The organism is Sediminibacterium sp. FW305-C-49 (assembly GCF_058231085.1).
Genome location: NZ_JBIQXS010000002.1, coordinates 1,105,174 through 1,124,081, shown reverse-complemented (window position 1 = coordinate 1,124,081; position 18,908 = coordinate 1,105,174). Strand labels below are relative to the sequence as shown.

The window sequence follows — 18,908 nt, the reverse complement described above, 5'->3', positions numbered from 1 at the left end:
ATTCAATGAAGACTGACCCATCACAGAACCCTGGGCCAATATACCCGTAGGTGAATTCATCCAGAATTCTACTGTAATAGCTTTGCCAAATGACCTGAATGGATTACTGATCGTTACATGATCGTCCACACCGTCTGTTTTTAATGCAGTAGCAGGGGTTGGTAACTCTGCAACAATAACTACCTGTCCGTTACCGTTATTTACACCTGAAGCATTTACTTGATTGAGGCCGACATTATATGAACCACCCCCACCACCGGGGTTACTTCCTGAACCAGCGCCACCACCAGAGTAGCCGCCACCACCGCCATTTGCGCCAAGACTACATGAACTAGTAGAACTACGTGCAGCGCCCCCACCTCCAAAACTTCCATAAGCTCCTGCCTGACCTCCTGAAAGAAAACTATTAGCAGTAGATGTATAATATTTGGTGCAAGGAGATGTTGAAGTAGCATCACCACCGGCAGCCCCATTGCCGCCTGCCCCTCCAAACATAGTACTGGTTGTGGCAATGCATAAAAAACCCGGGGAAATACTGATTCCTCTACCGCCGTTCCCATTAAATCCAGCTCCACCACCCCCTCCTGCTACAGTGCTCTCTTCCAACATAGCAGCTCCTCCGCCTCCGCCGCCATTGATACCCCCTCCGCCATCAAGACTGGTGGCAGCCCCTCCATTACCTGAAGTGCCATTTTGAGATGTATTACCGGGTAAACCATTAAAGAAGCAACTTGCACCTCCTCCGCCTCCAGCAATTAGTAAAGGTGCGTTTGTCGCATTATTTGCCACAAAACTTCCACCTCCACCACTATAATGATATCCATACGCAAGCCCTTCCTGTCCAACCAGGATACGCAGAACCTGTCCAGGGGTAACTGTAAAATCACCTTGCATAGAAGCACCTAAACCTGCCCTTGAGCCTCCTCCACCTCTAGCACCTTTCGCTGTAATAGTAAGTTTAGTAACACCGGCAGGTACCGTATAAGTCACAGTGCTTCCCGTGTAATTAAATGTTGTTGTCGACGTTGTTTGAGAAAATGTGCTGAGTGACAGCAATAGACATAAGCAGGCACTCAAAAGCTTGGGTAAACTTGTTTTCATTAGATTGGGTATAGAGGTTTAAAATCCGTTTCAGTTAGTGCATTTTCTGATAATATGTACACTATTCAGGGTTTACTGTTTATTTAATTGCTTTTATGCTTGCGTCAAAATACCACCACACAGCCAACATCACCATGATCACAATAGCAATGATGATAGCCACTGTCAATTGCCAGGATTTTCCATTTTCAGGCTTTCTATGATTGGATTTTTTCACTTGGGCGTAAACTTATTCCCAAGCAAGCCCTTTTTGCAAAAAATAAACGTAGTAAAGCGTTGCAACACGCGTAGCAAACCGTTACAACAATTGAAAATCAAATAGTTGCGATAAATTCTTCGAGTGAGATATCCGGATAAATAGCTTCTACTTTTTTACGCAGACGATGAACAGAGACCCTTACACTTTCAGTAGATATACCTGTAGCAGCGGCGATCTCTTTATTACCCAATTGAAGTTTAAGGAGTGTGAGCAGTCGCTCATCGCTTTGGGTAAGTTTGGGTAATTTCTGATATAATCTTTCCCAATAATTTGGATAAGCTTTTTCAAAATAGTCCTTGAATTTAAGCCAGTCATTACCTGTAATGATCGTAAAATTGCGCAATACTTCCTGGATGTCTATTTTTTCATTTTCTGCCAACCGATTTTCAAGCCCTTCTATCAGCTTGTTCTTCTCTGAGATATGATTGACTACCTCGGCTAATTGGTTTTGTGCATAAAGAATATTCTTGCGGGCCAGCTCCGCTTCAGATTCCGCCAATTGATGTTGCTTTTCTAATTGCGTCTGCCGAAGGATATATTTCAGCCTGTTGCGGTTATACAGCAACAAACCAATCACCCCCAATAGAAAAACGCCGCATAAAATGACATTACGCAGTGTTTTTTGACGGGCGATCTCATCTCTCGTTTGCACAACCAATGCCTGAATACCATCATACCTGACCTGGGCTTGCGCCATTTCGATTTTACTTTCGTATTTCCTTGCTTCCAGGTTTGTCCTTAAAAGCAAGTATTCTTTTTGATAGTAGTATGCACTGTCGTATCTGCCTAATGCAGCAAATGCCTTTGCCCCACCTTCCAATGCATCACTCAATAAAATATCTCTCTTACTACTTGAAGCCAACTGACGTGCCATACTATACCTTTTTGCCGCACTACTATAATCCTTTCTGGCATAGTCTATCTGCGCTAGCGCACTTTGCACCAAAGAAACGTCTGCCCATTCTCCATTATCAATACTGGACTGTAGATTTTGTAGTAGTAATGTATAGGCTATATTAAATCGTCCTTGTAGGATATAAGCTCTAGCTATCCCGCCCTCCGCGATCTTATCCCATATCTTAAAAAAATCAACGTTTAAATAAGAAGAAGGACCTGTAGGAAATATTTTTAATTTGTTTATCGTTTGCCGTAACATTTGATAGTAGTAAATAGCACTATCCGCCATATTCAATTTTATATAAGAGTCGCCTGCTATATCCAATAAAAGTATGTAATTGTGTAAATTCGAATCTGGCTCATGATATACGGAAACACTCCTGGCAGCATATCTGGCGCTGCTCTTATAGTCAAGCATATATTCATAAGATAACAAGCTTAACTTCTCATAATAAGCATACATAGGTTCTCTAGATACCCTATTGCTTTCCTGCATTTCTGATGCTTTCAAGAGATAATAGATCTCTTCCTCGGGAGCACAAAGGTCTCCATATACGACGTACATCTCTGACAACAACTGTTCATTCCCCAGTAAAGCCGCCTCTTTTAACATCCGTAAACAGTATGTTTGGGTAACGATTGTATCTTTTATCTCAAAAAAATCATACCCATGGAACTGGTACATATAAGCCCTGATCCGCAAGCGTCCCTCTAAACTGCGCTTTTTTAATTCCGATGCTATCGATAAAAATTTTTCTTTATTAGGATGTGCAAATATGTCCAATGTCGCATTCCCTACTATTCGTGACTCCGAAGTATCCGTTATACTCCAAGCTTTGATTAGCTGATCTACACTTAATGTTTGCGTATAAGAATATACCCCTCCTGTCAATAACAAAATCAAAAACAGTAGTCTCTTTTTCTTCATATTTACTCATTATCATGAGATGGTATGGCATCTCTACCAACTTCCCTCCAACAACTATTCCATTAAAAAGTTTCAATATCCGCTTTTATTTATTGATTGAAAAATATTCCTGTAAATAGTTTTTTAGCATTTTACTTATGAACTTTAATTTACAATCGTCGAACCACGAGGCAATTAAAATCATCATTATAGAAGGCGAAGTTTTGATTTCTGCACTGATTACAACTGGCGAAAAGTCAGTTCATACGCATACACCGGTCTTTTATCATCAACCTGCTCGCTATAGAAAAAAATGAGCGGAAAATCAGTATTTATGACCCAGACAGAAATCCCTGTTTCCAGAACACATAGCAACAAAATCAGTGAATACATCAAGAATGGGCATTGATCGATGAACCCATCACAATAAGCAAAAAAACGTGTTCTATTTTAACGAGTCCAGTATTTCTTTCAATTTATTACTTACTACTTTCTGCGCATTTGATGCTGCCGGAGAAGCTTCCATATTTGTACAAGCTATCTCATTCATCTTTCCCAACGCATCCACATAAAATTTCGCCCATACTTCCAGTATATGAATCTCCGTTTCTTTATTGCCGCCATTGGCAATAGCTGTTTTGCTCAATGCAGCTTCAACATCCAGTCTTTTCAAAGCCGATTGTTTGTATTCATCGATCAGGTATTGCACCAGCTTTTCATTGTTGGCCGTAAGTGTATAGGCCGCGACCAATGCAGATACACCCACATTTTTCATTTCCCATGCTGATACCTTATCAATACGATCTGCATCAGTATGATAGAATACATCTGTAAAATGCCACAATAATAATCCGGGTATTTTAGCATTGAGAAAGGGTGTATGATCTGAACCACCTTCAAATGGGTTTGTCTTTACCACCCAACCATTGGTGGCCGCCTGGTCGAGACAACGGCTCAGCATAAAATCATTAAAATAATGCGGTACAATGGCTGATTCAGGCAACGGTCTTCCACCCCATTCGGTATGTTTTTCTTCCCCCCTTGTCCATACGGCCGATGGATCAGGCATTTTCTCGATCAGAAAAGTGCCGCCTGTTTTTTTGGTGTCTTCTCCAACCATGTCCAGACTCATCCCCCATTTAATTCCTTTTGCACGAACAGAGTCTTCTACAATATATCTTCTGGTAGAACTGATTTCATCACCCCATAAAAAGCTGATACTTCTTTGGGGTAAAAGGGTTTTGTTTTTATACAGTTGAGCTGCCACACTGGCCATTTCTGCCAGCGTACCTACACCCGATGCATTATCATTAGCCCCCGGCTCCTGCACATGCGCTGAAAATACAAAACGCTCATCCGGCTTTTCACTGCCCTTAATATCTGCTACAATCGTAAGCTCTTCTGCCAGGTATGATTTTGCCTGCACTTTTACCCGCAGTCTAACAGGTCCTTTTGCCAAAGCCGCTTTCAGCCTGTTTCTCGCCTGTGTCGACAACAATATACCAAAGCCCTGTTTCTTACTGCTGTCGACTTGTGCTATGGAAGAGAACTGAATAGAATTCGGATGTTTATCGGGTTGTGTATAGGCAGGAATACCATAACCAATTACACCGATAGCCCCTCTTCCCGCCACTGCCCTGTCTACCTGCGATACAGACTGATCTGAAAAAATAATTTTACCCTGCAAATCATGCGTAGCCAATACATCGGCTGAAGTTTTAGGCAAATACAACAATTCAGCCTCCACACCATCTGTAGTTGTTGAGGCTGAATTAATCGCCAGCATATTTCTGTTGGTTTTAAAAGAAAGTAATGGTTCTTTTTCGCCCACTATTACAACCTCAGCATCAACCGGCTCCCATGTTTTGCGTCGCATAGGTCTTTTTTCTACGCGATACGTAAGCCGGTCTCCGGCTTTGGCAAGCGATTCATTTACATAGCCTGCTTTCTTTAAAATATCCTCCACATAATAAATGCTCTCATTAAAACCAGTATTACCGGGCAGTCGCCAGCGTTGCTCAACATATGCTACTGTTTTGTAAGCAGCTTCTTCTTTAAAATGAGAACGTACCTGTTCATAATATTTTTTTAAAGTAGGATCAGACTGGGCCGATGAGCACAGAGATGATGTGAGCAAGAAAAACAGGAAGCATTGTTTCATAAGGAAGGAGGGTGAATAGTGAATAGTCAATAGTGAGTACTGAGTGGGTTGTCGTGAATGGTCAATGGTCAATGGTCAATGGTGAATCGCGAATGCAAAATGGTTAAATTAGTGATCAACTGAATACTGAGTCCAACACTTCACTCACTGCTCACTACTCACCATTGACGATTCACCATTGACCATTGACCATTCACCATTCCCCTTCTCAAACAACATCCATAGCATCATACACCAGCACTTTTGCCCATAGATGGCTGTAATTTTGTACAAATGCCTGGTGAATGGGATGATCCTGGTAGACTTTCTGTCCGGCCAGGTCATCAAAAAACATGAGTTCTGACACATCCCAGCTATTGTCGACCACATCTCTTTTTTCGGTGCTGGCCGGATAGCCAATATGCAACTGTTTAATGGTGGGAATGGCTTTGAGGGTTTGTAACCCTTCCACCAGTTGCTGTCTGTCTGCTGCTGAGCCTGGTTGTTTTAACCAGAAAAAAACATGATGTATCAATGCTTTTGATTGTGAGGTGGATGAATGTGGATAAGCTGCTACCAGGGTACCAGCCCCTAATACAGCCGCCTGTTCTATAAAATTACGTCTGGATGGATTTGTCATATAAAATACAATTCGGTCATTTGGAGTAAATTTAAACAATCTGTTTATTGCAACCTTATCATTCCCCATTTATATTAGAAAAACATTAGAATGACAGGCCGTTCTTAGTATTCAGTAAATTGCCGTCATTCTTAAGTAAGATGCTATGACCGAAGAACGCAAATTGTTGATTATTGAGGATGAGAAAAAAATAGCCAATACCTTGAAAAAAGGGTTGACGGAAAATGGCTATCACGTGGATGTTGCTTTTGACGGCTTAATCGGTAAACGTCTTTTCGACTCGAATGAGTATGACCTGATTATCCTCGACATTAACCTGCCAGGCATGAATGGTTTTGAGCTATGCAAAGCCATACGCAACAGCAACCAGCAAATCCCGATTATCATGCTCACAGCCATGAATACAACCGAGGATAAGATTGAGGGTTTTGATACGGGTACAGATGATTACATGATTAAGCCTTTTGAGTTCAAGGAACTACTCGTAAGAATCAGGGCTCTGTTAAAGAGAACCATGAACCAGCAGTTACCTACAGGTAATATTTTACGGGTAGCCGATCTGGAAATGAACCTGGATACCAAAGAAGTAAGCAGGGCGGAGCAACCCATCTCACTCACCGCAAAAGAATTTCAGTTATTGGAATATTTTATGCGCAATCGTAACAGGGTATTATCAAGGGCCGATATTGCGGAGAGGGTCTGGGAAATTGATTTTGATACGCAAACCAATGTTATTGATGTGTATGTTAATTATCTCAGAAATAAGATCGATAAAAAATTTGATACCCGCCTCATCTATACACAGGTAGGTATGGGTTATATCATGAAAGAGCCCGCCTGATGAAAATAAAGTACCGGATAGCCATATTATTTACCCTGCTTGTAACACTTATCCTGTTTTTTGTATGTGCATCCATCTACTATTTCTCCAACCTTAACCGTGAACTTGATTTCAGAAGAAGAATCCGTAACAGGGCACTCTCCACCATCAGCCTGCTGGTAAAAGTAGAAGGTATAGACAGGGAACTACTCAAAAGGATCGATGAGAACATGCTTATTTCACTGAAAGAAAAAAGTGTCGTCGTATATGATGGTCAGAACCGGGAAGTATACCGTTACAGAGATGAAGGTGCTGCTTACGAAAGACTTGATCAAAACACGCTGCAAAGAACCAGAGACAATGGCGAATACATTTACAGTGATGGGCATAGAGATGTAATTGCTGTTGCTTACAGATCGGGGGAACAGCAATATATTGCCGTTGCTGCTGCTTATGATGATGTAGGATTGGAAAAACTGGAACAGTTGAAATTTGTACTACTGATTAGCTTTGTGAGTGGATCACTCATCACTTTGTTATCCGGTCTTATTTTTTCATCCAGACTTGTGCGCCCCATTAAAAAGATTACCCATGAAGTGAAAGAGATTTCATCGCAGAATCTATCCAGAAGAATTGCACTTGCCACAACAAAGGATGAACTGTATGAACTTTCTTATACTTTTAACCAGTTACTGACCCGGCTGCAGGAATCATTCGAAATTCAACGAAGATTTATTGCAAATGCATCACACGAACTGTCTACGCCCCTCACTTCCATATCGAGTCAACTGGAAATTACATTGCAAAACCAGCGAAGTGCTACAGAATACCAGCAGATCATTCAATCGGTATATGATGATGTGAAAAACCTGAACCGTTTAACACGCAGCTTACTAGAGCTGGCAAAGGCAAGTGGCACATCAGATGGCATGGAACTTACCCTGGTTCGGATGGACGAGTTACTAATGAAGCTGCCTGTTGATATGCACAAGACCAATGAATCTTATAAGGTTGAATTGCATTTCGATAGTTTTCCGGAAAATGAAGACAGCCTGCTTGTTTTTGGCAACGGCGATCTGCTGGAAAGTGCCATTAAAAATGTGGTACTGAATGCCTGTAAATATTCAGCCAACCATACAGCAAATGTGGCATTGAATTTTTCCAGTGAGCACCTGAATATAGTGGTATCTGACAATGGTCCGGGCATCCTGGAAGAACACCAGGAATTTATTTTTCAGCCCTTTTTCAGGAGTGAAAAAGTAACGGCTTCTGAAGGCTTCGGTTTAGGTTTATCGCTGGCGTACAGAATCATCAAATTACACAAAGGCAATATCAGGTATGAAGGGGCTCAACCGAATGGCAGTGTTTTCACCGTCACATTGCCCATCGCCCGTAATTTTCACCTGATTTAAGACCCGGAAGTTCAACCGGTTTTCTTTTTAACAAGTCACTCACAAATCTGTATTCTAATCTTATTCTAATCTCGTACTAATCCAAGCCTAATAGGCTGGTAGCATATTGCATGCAAATTATTTAACACTGTTATTATTTGCTCAGGGTTTAGTTTAAAGCCGCTCTTTTCTAAGAGTGGCTTTGTTTTTGTAGCGATCCAACATTATAATCTTCTTTTAATTTCAGGCTAATTCCATTCTAAGAACATGGAATCAATTTTGATCTTATGATAACCGTTATAATTCCTGCACTGAACGAAGAAAGAACCATCGCCAGCGTAGTTAACTACTGCTGGTCGAAACCCATGGTTACAGAAGTAATTGTGGTGGATGATCAATCTTTTGACCACACTGTAGCATTGGCTACCGAGGCAGGGGCTAAAGTGATTACCAGTTCACAATTGGGTAAAGGGTCTTCTATGAAAGAGGGTCTGGCCCATGCAAAAAATGATATCATTGTTTTTCTCGATGGCGATATTGATCCCTACCCCGAAAAAATGATGGAACAGATGACTGTTCCGCTTCTGGAAGACCGTTATGATTTTATCAAGGCTTCTTTTTCCCGTAACAGCGGCAGGGTAACTGAACTGGTGGCAAAACCATTGTTGAGTATATTCTTTCCTTCTCTCTCCCATTATGCTCAACCATTAAGCGGCATGATTGCAGGCAGAAAATCTTTTTTTCAGCAAATCGATTTTTTCAATGACTATGGTGTTGATATAGGTATCCTGATAGATATGCACCAGTTAAATGCCCGCATTACAGAAATGAATATAGGGTATATTGAAAACGACAGCAAACCATTACAGGCACTGGGTAAAATGAGTAAGGAAGTTGCCAGTGCCATCATCAAAAAAGCATTCAAACAAAACAGTAAATCTGTATCGATGGAGGAATTTCAGTCCATCAATGTCATACAGGATCAGATGGAGCTGGCTTTTTCAGAAGAGTTAAAAGGAGCGCAGAAAATGGTGGTATTTGATATGGACGATACCATTCTCAAAGGCAGGTTTGTAGATACATTTGCCAGCAGGTTTAATCTTTCTGAACAATTAGAGGATATCCGAAAAAAAATCACCGACAGAACCATTCGGACAAAAGCCATTGCCCGTCTTTTTAAAGGAAAAAATATTCGTGACCTGCTATTAACCGTCGACAGCATTGAACTGATATCCGATGTGAAAAAAGTAATCAGTTCGCTGCATAAACGGGGTTATATTGTAGGTATCATCACCGATAGCTATGATTTTGTAGCCAACCATATAAAAGACAAAATCGGGGCAGACTATTTTCTGGCCAATGAACTGGAGTTTTCAAACAATATTGCCACCGGTGAAGTTAAAATACCATCTTTTTTTTTCGACATGAAGTAAGTTCCTGTCTCCATACCATCTGTAAATCAAATGCCCTCGATCATATTCTCCAGAAATATGGTATAGATTATGGCAACTGTATGGCCATTGGCGATAGCGAAAATGATATATGTATGGTAAGAAAATCTGGATTTGGTGTAGCATTCAGGTCAAAAGATGCCTACCTGAATCAATCAGCCGACCTGTTGATTCATGAAGAACATTTTGCACCCATTCTTGCCTATGCCGTGCATTGATATTCTAATCTGCTTCTAATTCAAGTTTAATTACCCCCTAATCACGGCCCTGTAGGTTTGACTATTCAATTATGGCAACGTTTAAACACATACTAATACCAGTTGATTCACTCTACAATGCCCAGATAGCGGCCGAAAAAGCAGTGGAACTGTCGGATACAGCGCAAACCACTTTACACTTTGTTGCCGTCATTCGTTTTAATTCATTCTGGCAAAAACTATTTTACACGGATATTATAGCACCGAAACAGCTTCTTCTAAAAAAAAGGAAACTGCTTGCCTGGAAAAAAATTGAGGCATTACAAAACCGCATCGCAGCCATTTCACCCCATACAGCCATCGAAAGCTCCATTATAACAGAAACCGGCATCAGTGAAAATCTGTTGCGGTACGCTTTACAACATGAAATAGACCTGGTGATTACCACCAATCAGCAACAAAGAGCAAAGTTTTCTTTTCAGCATAAAGACATAGGAGAAGACCTTGCGAGGAAAGCAAACATAGCCGTACTCACTATTAGCAAGGGCTGCCTGAATCATCCGATAAAATCAATTGTATTACCGGTAACATCATTTGTGCCGGAAAGAAAAATTGATATGGCACTCAGCTTTGCAAAAAGATTCAATGCCCATATTCATCTGGTCACTATGCTTGATAATAATGATGTGAATACAAAGATCAGGATCGATGCTTTTTACCTGACATACAAAATACTCACGGAATCAGGGCATACTCCTCAGTATAAGATATTACATGGCAGCGATTCTGCCATGGCACTGGTTCGATATGCCAATCAGGTAAAAGCAGATATGATTTTGGTTAACCCGGAGAAGAAGAAAATACTGACCGGTTTTTTTAAAGGAAAAATTACTGATATGATTCAGCCGCTTTCGGCATTACATATTTTAACACTCAAACCCTATTTAAGAAGAAGTATTTAAACAAAACTTTATGAAACGCCTATTTGTAACGCTTATACTTCTGATGACCACAGGTGTATCATTTGCCCAGTTGGCAGATCAGGGAAAGAAATTATACAGCTATGAAAGATATGGCAGCGCCATACAACTACTACAAAAAAAGGTTACTGAAAACCCAGCCGATATTACCGGCTGGTACTGGCTCATCAAATCGCAGTTGGCGGCCGGTAATACAGACAGTGCTGCTCATACAGTACAACAAATACCCTCAGCACTAAAAGAACAGCCTTTGACTAAAGTAATCAGCGGTGAAATATTATTGCATAAAGCTGATACGGTAAATGCTTTTGCTTTTTTTAATGAAGCCATAGGCACAAAAAGAAAGAAAGACCCGGCCATACAATGGGCGGTAGCCCGGGCCATAATTGATGCCCCGAAAGGAAACCTCCACCAGGCCATTGCTTTACTGGAAGAAGCTGGAAAAAAAGATAAAGGAAATGCCGACATAGCCATTGCCATGGGCGATGCGTACAGAAAACTATACGATGGATCATCGGCTGTAAAAGCTTACCAGGAAGCTATTGAAGCAGACCCTCAAAATGCCTATGCCTATTATATGATGGGCAAAATATACCAGACACAGAACAATGTTGAGGTATTTACAGACTATTACAACAAAGCCATTGCAGCCGATCCCGACTTTGCCCCTGTTTATTATCCATTGTACTATTATTATTATTTCAGGGATGTGAATAAGGCGCTGGAATATTTGCAATCCTATATGGCTAAATCGGATGATACAATTGAGCATGACTATATGCTCACTGATCTTTATTATGTATCGAAAAAATATAAAGAAGCAATTGAGACAGCTCAACAGCTATTCACGAAAAAAGAAGGTACGATAAAACCCCGACTGTATAAACTCATGGCTTACAGTTATGAGGGCCTGGAGGAATACAATCATGCGGAGAAATGGATGAAAGATTATTTCGATAAAGAAGCAGACAGCAATTACGTGTCAAAAGATTTTGAACTGATGGCCAAGATTGCCGAAAAGAAGAACGCTTCCACTGATGCAGCCATCTGGTATGAAAAAGCTTTTCAGATGGAGAAAGACTCTATCATTAAACTGGGCTATGTTAAAAAGATTACGGCTTTATACAAAGAACAGAAAAACTATGCACAGCAGGCCATCTGGACAGCGCAGCAATACAAATTAAATCCGGCTTTTAACAATGTTGATCTTTTTAACTGGGGGGTGGCCTATTATAATGCAAAGGATTATACGATGGCCGACAGTGTATTTGGTATATATGCAAGCAAATATCCTGATCAGACTTTTGGTTATTACTGGCGCGCACGTTGTAATGCGGCGATAGATACTGCCATGGAAATGGGCATCGCCATCCCACATTACGAAGACATGATTGAAGTGGCACTGAAGGATACTGCCAATGCGAATAATAAAAAATGGCTGATACAGGCCTATGGTTATATCGCCGCATACAGGGTAAATACAGAGAAAAAATATGATGATGCATTGGCACTGTACGATAAAATACTGCAACTGGATCCCGCCAATGATGATGCAGAGAAATACAAGGAAATACTGGAAAAAATGAAAGCCAGTCAGCCCGACAGTTTAAAGTAGTTGGATTTTTAAGGGTTGTAGGAACCGGGTCGGAACAAATGTTCCGACCTATTTTTATTGCAGACTACCCTAACTTTATCGCATGAAAATTCAACTCTGGTCAGTTGGCAAAGCACATGAAAAATATGTGAAAGAAGGGATTGATGATTTTACCAAAAGGATCGGCAATTATTTTCCTGTACAATGGCAGATCATTGCAACACCTAAACAGGCAGCCAGTTTACCGGAACCGGCTTTAAAAAAAGCAGAAGCGGCGATAATTTTATCGCAACTGGAGAAAGATGATTTTCTGGTATTACTGGATGAACGTGGTAAACAATTCAGTTCACCTGAGCTGGCAGATTTTTTACAGAAAAGAGCCAATGAAAGTACCCGCACCATTGTTTTTTTAATAGGTGGTGCATTTGGTGTAGATGAAACAGTAACCCAAAGGGCCAATACAAGCTGGAGCCTCTCAAAGCTGGTTTTTCCGCATATGCTGGTTAGACTGGTACTGGCAGAACAATTATACAGGGCCTGTACAATTTTACGAAATGAAAAATACCATCATAGCTGAGGGCTGTGAGCTACCAGCTTCTAGCTTCTAGCTATTAGCCTTTAGCATTAACTTAAAAATAAGTGTATTCAATGTGTAAGCTGTTAAATCCTAAAATACTCGAAGTCAAAAGCTAGTGGCTAAAGGCTAATGGCTAATAGCCTCTCTCCTAAGCAAATAAACTCCAAAACACCACCCGGAGTTAAAAAGAATGATTTAATTTAGAAATATGTTTAGCATTACCTTACTGATACTGATCATTACCTGTGTCATTTCATTTACTGCTTTCTCCAACCAGAAAGTGATGGATGACCTGATCTTTTATCCACCTGCCATTACCCAACGTAACCAATGGTACCGCTTTATAACAAATGGGGTTATTCATGCAGATATTACACACCTGGCATTTAACATGCTCTCTTTTTATATGTTTGGAGAGGAGGTAGAAAAAGAATTCAACAGTCATTTTGCAGAGAAGGGCAGAATGATGTATTTGCTGATGTATGCTACCGGCATTATTGTTTGCCTGATTCCGACCTATCTGAAAAACAGGAACAATTATCAATACAGAAGTCTGGGTGCATCGGGCGCTGTATCCGCAGTGGTTTTCGCAGGCATATTTTTATTCCCCTCTATTAAAATCGGTTTGTTTATCCTGCCCCCTATTATTCCCGGGTTCGTTTTCGGACCACTCTACCTGGTATTATCTGTTTATATGGCTAAAAGAGGCGGAGACAATATCAATCATTCCGCGCATTTCTGGGGAGCCGTTTGGGGTATCGTATTTGTAATACTTAGTTTTGGTTTATTAACCGACTTCAATCCGGTCACCAATTTTATTGAAGGCGTAAAAACATATTATTTCAGGTAACTAAGCCTGATCTGCTGTTGCGTTTGATCAGTAATTCTGAAACGATGATCGATACGCAGACCCAGTACCCATACAATTTTCTTACCCGATTCAAGCACCCATATTTTTTCTTTTTCTGTTTTCGACAGTTTCAGGTCGCCAAGAAAGCGACTGATTTTCTTTTTCCTGGGCATACCCAGCGGATAAAAATAATCACCCTGCTTCCAAGGTCTTAGCAACATCGGGTATTGCAAGGCATCTGCATCAATCAAAGCTTCCATAGTCGAATCAGGAATAGCTGCTGATGTAGTGGCTGCAAGTTTTAATTGTCCCTCTGCAAAATCAATACACTGGTCAGTCGCTTCAACGGGTATGAGTAAATGATGATGTTCTTTTGCAAGTGGCGCAAAAATCATCCAGTTCCGATTGCGGATCAAACGATGGGTTGCAGAAGCCATATAACTGCTGTTCTCTGCATCCAGTAATTTGATGGCTTCCATGGTCTGCGTAGCTGAAAAGCCAAAGCCTTTGATCAGTTCATAGGTAATGGTCATCAGTGGTTGCGCCTGCTTCCATAACAACACAGGAATATGATGCTCCTCTCCTTTCACCTCAATCATCTCATTCAGTACCTGTTGCAGCGCTTTTTTGTATAAAATATCTGCTTCCTTTAACCGGTGGATGGTATGTAAGAGGTTATTTTCAACAGCAGGATATACTTTTTTTATTCCGGGTATCAATTCATTCCGGAAATAATTCCGGGTATAGTCGTTGCTGGCATTGGAAGAATCTTCTATCGAATCCAGTCCATGCAATACTGCATATTGTTTCAGTTCTTCTTTACGGATACTGAGTAATGGACGGACAATTTTATTGCGGTAAGGTTCCATACCGGTGAGTCCCTGTAAACCCGTTCCCCTGAAAAGGTTAATCAGCACTGTTTCTATATTATCATCTGCATGATGGGCTACAGCTATCCAAACTGTTTTATCCGTATTCTTTTTCTGGTATTCGGTTCTTACCTGTTCAAACCATTCATATCTCAGCTCACGGGCCACTTCCTGCACAGCGAGTTTTCTTTCAGCGACAATAGCAGCTGTATCAAATCTTTTTACCTGTATTTCTTTTGCATATCGCAATGCCAGTGAACGAACAAATTGTTCATCTCTTTCACTCTCTGCTCCCCTGAGTTGAAAATTGCAATGCAGTATAGAAAAATTAATGCCCGATTTTGCGACAAGATCAGTGAGTACCACACTATCCACACCCCCACTCACCGCCAGCAATAAATGCAATTGCGATGGTTGCTGATGCGGAAAGTATTGTTTCCACCAGTGCAGGATATAATCTTTCAATGGTTGCATTGTTATAATAAGCTGCCAGCTTCTAGCAGCTAGAAGCTAGAAGCTAGAAGCTGGCAGCTAGTAGCTAACTCCCTCCTTTCTTCTGCTCCTTCGCCCAGGCATCTTTCAGTGTAACCGTTCTGTTAAATACCAGTTTTTCAGGGGTACTGTCTTTATCGAGACAGAAATATCCTTTACGGAGAAACTGGTAACGGTCATCGGCTGAATCTTTTGCCAGTGCGGGTTCCGCAAAAGCATTGGGTATGATTTGCAGTGAATCGGTATTGATATGATCCTTAAAATCGCCTTCGGCATTACCCACATCTTCCACTTTAAACAAACGATCATACAAACGAACTTCGGCATGTACCGCATGTTTGGCGCTCACCCAATGCAGTGTTCCTTTTACGTTGATACCGGAAGTATCAGACCCGCTTTTACTTTCGGGGATATAAGTACAATGCAGTTCGGTTATATTTCCTCCCGCATCTTTCACCACTTCATCGCAACGGATGATATAGGCACTTTTCAAACGCACCATTTGTCCGGGTGCCAGCCTGAAATATTTTTTCGATGGTACTTCCATGAAATCATCTTTCTCAATAAACAGCTCATTGCTGAAAGGGATATCACGGTTACCGGCATTGGCATCTTCGGGATTATTCTCGCTGCTCAACATTTCTGTTTCACCATTATGGTTGGTGATGATGACTTTCAAAGGATCGAATACCACCATTCTCCTCACCGCCACTTTATTCAGTTCTTCACGTACACAGAATTCAAGCAACCCCACATCAATCAGGTTATCTCTTTTAGCGATACCAATACGATCACAAAACTCACGGATAGCAGGAGCCGGATAGCCACGCCTGCGCATACCACTAATGGTAGACATACGCGGATCATCCCATCCATTCACATAACCTTCATTCACCAATTGCAGCAACTTACGTTTACTCATAACGGTATACGTCATGTTTAAACGCGCAAACTCATATTGTTTAGATGGAAATATTTCCAGTTGTTCTATAAACCATTCGTACAAAGCCCTGTGTGGAATAAACTCCAGTGTACAAACAGAGTGTGTAATATTTTCAATGGCATCACTTTGTCCATGCGCGAAATCGTACATCGGGTACACACACCATTTATCACCGGTGCGGTGATGGTGTGCATGTTTAATACGATAGATGATGGGATCGCGCATATGCATGTTCACATGCCCCATATCAATCCTGGCACGTAATACCTTTTCCCCATCCTTGTATTTCCCGGCACGCATTTCAGCGAACAGGGTCATATTTTCTTCGATGGAACGGTCACGATACGGACTATTGGTACCCGGTTGTGTAGGTGTTCCTTTTTGTGTGGCGATGGCTTCACTGCTGCTGTCATCTACATAAGCCAGTCCCTTTTGTATGAGTTGTACGGCAAAACCATATAACTGTTCAAAATAATCAGATGCATACCGTTCTTCGGCCCATTCAAAACCCAGCCAGCGAACATCGTCTTTAATGCTCTCTACATATTCCGTGTCCTCCGTTACAGGGTTGGTATCATCGAAACGCAGGTTGGTTTTGCCACCATATTTCAGTGCCAGCCCGAAATTCAGGCAGATGCTTTTGGCATGACCTATATGCAGGTATCCATTGGGTTCGGGAGGAAAACGGGTAACGATGGAACTGTATTTTCCGCTATTCAGGTCCGCTTCTACAATCTCTTCTATAAAATTCAGGCTCTTTTCTTCTGACATACGACGCTATTAGGCGGACAAAGTTAAGGCTTGTGCGCTAACCTGCCTTTAGTAGTATTGATGATTTAGCCATAGATTATTCCCTGCCCCGGACTTAAGTCCGGGGCAGGGAATAATCTATGGCTGAAATACCTTGTAGCCTATATGCTATAACTATTGACAAAATCAATCGCCGTCTTCATATCATCATGTAAAACCCTGTCCTGCTCATTGAAACTCACTTTTTCACGGAATGCCTGAACCATTTTTTCGATGGCGGTTCCGCTTTTTTGGGGTCTCCTGAAATCCAGTGCCTGGGCGGCACTCAGCAGTTCGATGGCCAGTAGTTTCTCTACATTCTGTATTACCCGGTAACATTTGGTGGCTGCGTTGGCACCCATGCTAACATGATCTTCCTGGTTATTGGAAGAAGAAATACTATCTACCGAAGCAGGTGTACACAATTGTTTGTTTTCACTCACAATACCTGCAGCCGTGTATTGCGGAATCATAAACCCGGAATGCAGACCCGGATTTTTCACCAGAAACAGTGGCAACCCGCGCTGACCACTGATTAACTGGTAGGTTCTGCGCTCTGCAATATTCCCGATTTCGCTCATGGCTATTGCCAGGTAATCAAGTGACAAAGCCAGTGGCTGACCATGGAAATTGCCGCCACTGAGTATCAGATCATCCTCCGGAAATATGTTGGGGTTATCTGTTACGGAGTTAATTTCTCTGATAAACACAGATAGTACATGCGCAAAAGCATCTTTCGAAGCCCCGTGTACCTGTGGTATACAGCGGAACGAATAAGGATCCTGTACCTGTTCTTTCTTTAGTTGTGCCATCGGGCTGTTGGCTAAATAGTCACGTAAAATCCTAGCCGTATTTACCTGTCCATCGTGCGCACGGATGGCGTGTATCTGTTCGTGCAGCGGCTCGGTGGTACAATGAAAAGCATCAAAAGAAATGGCACTGATGAGATCGGCCATCGCCAGCAGGTGTTCTGCTTTTTTTAAACAGTACATACCATAGGCACTCATAAACTGGGTACCATTAATCAGGGCTAGTCCTTCCTTACTCTGTAACTGGATGGGCTGCCAGTTCAATGCTGTTAGTGCTTCTGCTGAAGCCATACGCTTACCCTGGTAATACACTTCACCCAAACCAAGCAAAGGCAGACTGAGATGACTCAGGGGTGCCAGATCGCCCGATGCTCCTAATGAACCCTGGGTATAGATAACCGGTAATACATCATGGTTGTACATTTCCATGAGCCGCTTTACCGTATCAATCTGTACCCCGCTATGACCATAACTGAGTGATTTGATCTTGAGCATCAGCATCAGTTTCACGATATCGCGTGGCACTTCTTCTCCCAATCCGCAGGCATGAGATACCAGCAGGTTATACTGAAGCTGACCGATCTGGTCATTATCTATTTTTACATTTTGCAGAAAGCCAAAGCCGGTATTGATACCATAATAGGAACGGTCTTTCTCTGCCATTTTACGATCGAGGAATTCCCTGCAGGCCAGGATACGCTCATGGGCATCGAAAGTGATGGAAATATGCTGATCGAAGTCTAACAGGTTCTTTACCTGGCTGAAATGCAGCCATTTACGGTCTAAGGGCAGATAATTATAACTCATGAAAGCAATCCTTTGCCGCAAAGTAAGGCTGTTTTGGCGGATGGAAAAGAGAAAGCGGTTTCATTTGATGAACTGGTATTTTTTTCTTTATTTTGCGGCTCTCTAAATGGATCGGTAGCGCAGTCCGCCTCAGGCGGAAGCAGTTGCCTTCCAAGAAAGATAAAATGGATCGGTAGCTCAGTCCGCCTTAGGCGGAAGCAGTTGCCTTCATGTTAAAAGATATTGGATCGGTAGCTCAGCTGGATAGAGCAGCTGCCTTCTAAGCAGCAGGTCATTGGTTCGAATCCAATCCGGTTCACGAAAGCCTCACAAATATGTGGGGCTTTTTTATTTACGGTAGCTCAGAGGATAGAGCTTCCCGACTTCAGTCGGGAAGGTCATTGGTTCCCTCGCCT

Annotated in this window: 15 protein-coding genes, 1 tRNA gene and 1 pseudogene; 10 read left to right on the top strand and 7 right to left on the bottom strand. The window is 41.7% G+C overall.

Features of this window, described 5'->3' with window-relative positions:
• Both ACH3Z1_RS12375 and ACH3Z1_RS12370 read right to left on the bottom strand, forming a co-directional pair.
• A pseudogene (locus ACH3Z1_RS12375) lies at nt 1-1,101 on the bottom strand (hypothetical protein); the annotation flags it as partial.
• A gap of 314 nt (nt 1,102-1,415) precedes the next feature.
• Complete coding sequence (locus ACH3Z1_RS12370) at nt 1,416-3,185, bottom strand: hypothetical protein (protein ID WP_490822286.1); 1,770 nt, start codon at nt 3,183-3,185, stop codon at nt 1,416-1,418.
• 225 nt (nt 3,186-3,410) lie between these two features.
• Here ACH3Z1_RS12370 and ACH3Z1_RS12365 point away from each other — a divergent pair, with 225 nt between their 5' ends.
• Nucleotides 3,411-3,536, top strand: coding sequence for a LytTR family transcriptional regulator DNA-binding domain-containing protein (locus tag ACH3Z1_RS12365; RefSeq protein ID WP_490822637.1), 126 nt, complete (start codon nt 3,411-3,413; stop codon nt 3,534-3,536).
• Between the two features lie 73 nt (nt 3,537-3,609).
• On the opposite strand, the gene ACH3Z1_RS12360 is transcribed toward ACH3Z1_RS12365, so the two are convergent.
• Complete coding sequence (locus ACH3Z1_RS12360; protein WP_490822285.1) at nt 3,610-5,325, bottom strand: M28 family peptidase; 1,716 nt, start codon at nt 5,323-5,325, stop codon at nt 3,610-3,612.
• 208 nt (nt 5,326-5,533) lie between these two features.
• A complete protein-coding gene (locus tag ACH3Z1_RS12355) occupies nt 5,534-5,944 on the bottom strand; it encodes a Dabb family protein (protein WP_490822284.1) in 411 nt (136 codons plus the stop codon).
• A 145-nt stretch (nt 5,945-6,089) separates the two neighbouring features.
• Between ACH3Z1_RS12355 and ACH3Z1_RS12350 the strand changes: the two genes are divergently transcribed.
• The 8 genes from ACH3Z1_RS12350 to ACH3Z1_RS12315 all read left to right on the top strand — a co-directional run bounded on the left by ACH3Z1_RS12350 (nt 6,090) and on the right by ACH3Z1_RS12315 (nt 13,804).
• Nucleotides 6,090-6,785, top strand: coding sequence for a response regulator transcription factor (locus ACH3Z1_RS12350; RefSeq protein ID WP_490822283.1), 696 nt, complete (start codon nt 6,090-6,092; stop codon nt 6,783-6,785).
• Nucleotides 6,785-8,176, top strand: coding sequence for a sensor histidine kinase (locus tag ACH3Z1_RS12345; protein WP_490822282.1), 1,392 nt, complete (start codon nt 6,785-6,787; stop codon nt 8,174-8,176). The genes ACH3Z1_RS12350 and ACH3Z1_RS12345 overlap by 1 nt, the downstream gene beginning before the upstream one ends.
• Nucleotides 8,177-8,442: 266 nt before the next feature.
• Nucleotides 8,443-9,588: a glycosyltransferase gene (locus ACH3Z1_RS12340; protein ID WP_490822281.1), complete on the top strand. Its 1,146-nt coding sequence runs from the start codon at nt 8,443-8,445 to the stop codon at nt 9,586-9,588.
• Nucleotides 9,564-9,824 (top strand): HAD hydrolase family protein, encoded by a 261-nt coding sequence (locus ACH3Z1_RS12335; RefSeq protein WP_490822636.1) that lies wholly within the window; start codon nt 9,564-9,566, stop codon nt 9,822-9,824. The genes ACH3Z1_RS12340 and ACH3Z1_RS12335 overlap by 25 nt, the downstream gene beginning before the upstream one ends.
• 71 nt (nt 9,825-9,895) lie before the next feature.
• Complete coding sequence (locus tag ACH3Z1_RS12330) at nt 9,896-10,765, top strand: universal stress protein (RefSeq protein ID WP_490822280.1); 870 nt, start codon at nt 9,896-9,898, stop codon at nt 10,763-10,765.
• Nucleotides 10,766-10,775: 10 nt separating this feature from the next.
• Entirely contained in the window at nt 10,776-12,398 is a 1,623-nt protein-coding gene (locus ACH3Z1_RS12325) for a tetratricopeptide repeat protein (protein WP_490822279.1), read from the top strand.
• Between the two features lie 82 nt (nt 12,399-12,480).
• Nucleotides 12,481-12,954 (top strand): 23S rRNA (pseudouridine(1915)-N(3))-methyltransferase RlmH, encoded by a 474-nt coding sequence (locus ACH3Z1_RS12320; protein WP_490822278.1) that lies wholly within the window; start codon nt 12,481-12,483, stop codon nt 12,952-12,954.
• 208 nt (nt 12,955-13,162) lie between these two features.
• Nucleotides 13,163-13,804, top strand: a complete 642-nt coding sequence (locus tag ACH3Z1_RS12315; RefSeq protein WP_490822277.1) for a rhomboid family intramembrane serine protease — start codon at nt 13,163-13,165, stop codon at nt 13,802-13,804.
• Here the strand turns inward: ACH3Z1_RS12315 and tilS are convergent.
• The 3 genes from tilS to hutH form a co-directional block, all read right to left on the bottom strand.
• A complete protein-coding gene (gene tilS / locus ACH3Z1_RS12310; protein WP_490822276.1) occupies nt 13,792-15,147 on the bottom strand; it encodes a tRNA lysidine(34) synthetase TilS in 1,356 nt (451 codons plus the stop codon). The two genes, ACH3Z1_RS12315 and tilS, sit on opposite strands and share 13 nt — an antisense overlap.
• Before the next feature lie 64 nt (nt 15,148-15,211).
• Nucleotides 15,212-16,879: a glutamine--tRNA ligase/YqeY domain fusion protein gene (locus ACH3Z1_RS12305; RefSeq protein WP_490822275.1), complete on the bottom strand. Its 1,668-nt coding sequence runs from the start codon at nt 16,877-16,879 to the stop codon at nt 15,212-15,214.
• A gap of 140 nt (nt 16,880-17,019) precedes the next feature.
• Nucleotides 17,020-18,513 (bottom strand): histidine ammonia-lyase, encoded by a 1,494-nt coding sequence (gene hutH, locus ACH3Z1_RS12300; protein WP_490822274.1) that lies wholly within the window; start codon nt 18,511-18,513, stop codon nt 17,020-17,022.
• A 224-nt stretch (nt 18,514-18,737) separates the two neighbouring features.
• Between hutH and ACH3Z1_RS12295 the strand changes: the two genes are divergently transcribed.
• Nucleotides 18,738-18,811: transfer RNA gene (locus tag ACH3Z1_RS12295), tRNA-Arg, on the top strand.
• Nucleotides 18,812-18,908 lie beyond the last annotated feature (97 nt).